This window comes from Geminocystis sp. CENA526 (assembly GCF_050753365.1).
Lineage (GTDB): Bacteria > Cyanobacteriota > Cyanobacteriia > Cyanobacteriales > Cyanobacteriaceae > Geminocystis.
The window spans coordinates 1-1,853 of sequence record NZ_JBLZFY010000239.1 but is presented as its reverse complement, the minus strand read 5'-3'; the positions used below and the strand labels follow the sequence as shown (position 1 = coordinate 1,853).

The 1,853-nt window shown below is 31.9% G+C and carries 2 protein-coding genes; both read left to right on the top strand.

Annotated elements, in window-relative coordinates; genetic code table 11:
• Window positions 1–78: 78 nt before the first annotated feature.
• On the top strand, window positions 79–1,314 hold the full coding sequence (locus tag ACN4EE_RS23030; RefSeq protein WP_431708846.1) for a methyltransferase domain-containing protein: 1,236 nt from the start codon (window positions 79–81) through the stop codon (window positions 1,312–1,314).
• Complete coding sequence (gene rfbC / locus ACN4EE_RS23025) at window positions 1,311–1,838, top strand: dTDP-4-dehydrorhamnose 3,5-epimerase (RefSeq protein ID WP_431708845.1); 528 nt, start codon at window positions 1,311–1,313, stop codon at window positions 1,836–1,838. Before ACN4EE_RS23030 ends, rfbC begins: the two co-directional genes overlap by 4 nt.
• Window positions 1,839–1,853: the final 15 nt, after the last annotated feature.

Genomic DNA, 1,853 nt, shown 5'->3' with positions numbered 1-1,853 from the left:
TTACTCGATGGTTGAAGGAAAATCAATCTTAATCAAATTGTAATTCAATAACTTAAAGAAAAATCTATAATCTCTTTTATGACACAGTCTCAATGTCGTTTTTGCAATTCAGATTTAAAACATACTTTTGTTGATTTAGGAATGTCTCCTTTATCAAATTCTTATTTAGCTTCTTCTGATTTGAATAAAGCGGAAAAATTTTATCCTCTTCATGCCTATGTTTGTGATAACTGTTTTTTAGTCCAGTTAGAAGAATTTGAGTCTCCTGATATTATATTCAGTGATTATGCTTATTTTTCTTCCTATTCTGATAGTTGGCTAAATCATGCTCGAAAATATACAGAATTGATGATCGATCGATTTCAATTTAATCAATCTAGTCAAGTCATTGAAATTGCTAGTAATGACGGTTATCTCCTGCAATTTTTTCAAACTCGAAATATTCCAGTTTTAGGTGTTGAACCTGCTAGAAATGTGGCTAAAGTAGCTATAGAAAAAGGAATTGATACTGTTGTTAAATTTTTTGGAGTGCAAACAGCTCAAGCATTAGAAAATAAAGGAAAACAAGCTGATTTATTATTAGGAAATAATGTTTTAGCTCATGTTCCTGATATTAATGATTTTGTGGGGGGAATGCAAATTATTTTAAAACCTGATGGGGTGATTACCATGGAATTTCCTCATCTTCTGCAATTAATCAATCAAAATCAGTTTGATACCATTTATCATGAGCATTTTTCTTATTTATCTTTACTCACCGTCAGCAAAATTTTTGCACACCATAAATTAACCATTTTCGATGTGGAGGAATTACCCACCCATGGCGGTTCATTGCGCATTTATGCTAAACATGAAAGTAATGATAAATTACCTATTAATAATCGCCTCTTGGCACTACAACAAAAAGAAAAAGAGGCAGGTTTAGAAGAAATTAGCACTTATCTTGATTTTAGTCAAAAAGTTATTAGCACTAAACAAAAATTACTTAGTTTCTTGATTGAAATTAAGAAAGCAGGTAAAAGTATTGTAGGTTATGGGGCGCCGGCAAAGGGAAATACACTGTTAAATTATTGTGGTATTAGAACAGACTTTCTTGATTATACCTGCGATCGCAGTCCCCATAAACAAGGTAAATTTCTCCCCGGTACTCATATTCCTATTTATCACCCCGATAAAATTAAAGAAACTAAACCTGATTATGTTTTGATGTTGCCTTGGAACTTGAAAAAAGAAATAACCCAACAACTGAGTTATATTCGTGATTGGGGCGGAAAATTTGTTGTACCGATTCCAGAAGTGGAGATAATTGCATGAAATTTATTGAAACGCCCTTAAAAGGGTCTTATATAATTGAAATTGAACATATATCAGATCATAGAGGTTTTTTTGCTCGATCGTGGTGTGAAAAAGAATTTCGAGATCATGGACTAAATCCTAATCTAGTACAGTGTAATATTTCTTTTAATGCTAAAAAAGGTACTTTGCGAGGTATGCACTATCAAATTAAACCTCACGAAGAAGCTAAATTGGTAAGATGTACTAACGGTGCAATTTATGATGTCATTATTGATATTCGCCCACAGTCTTCTACTTTTAAACAGTGGTTTGGAGTTGAATTAACTGCAAAAAATTATAAAATGCTATATATTCCTGAAGGTTTCGCTCACGGTTTTGAGACCTTAGAAGATGATACCGAAGTATTTTATCAAATGTCAGAATTTTATCATTCGGAATGTGCAAGGGGAGTAAGATGGAATGATCCTAGTTTCCACATTGAATGGTTATTAACTGAAAATTTAATTATCTCAGAAAAAGATCAAAATTACCCATATTTCTAATTTTATATGAGTTAT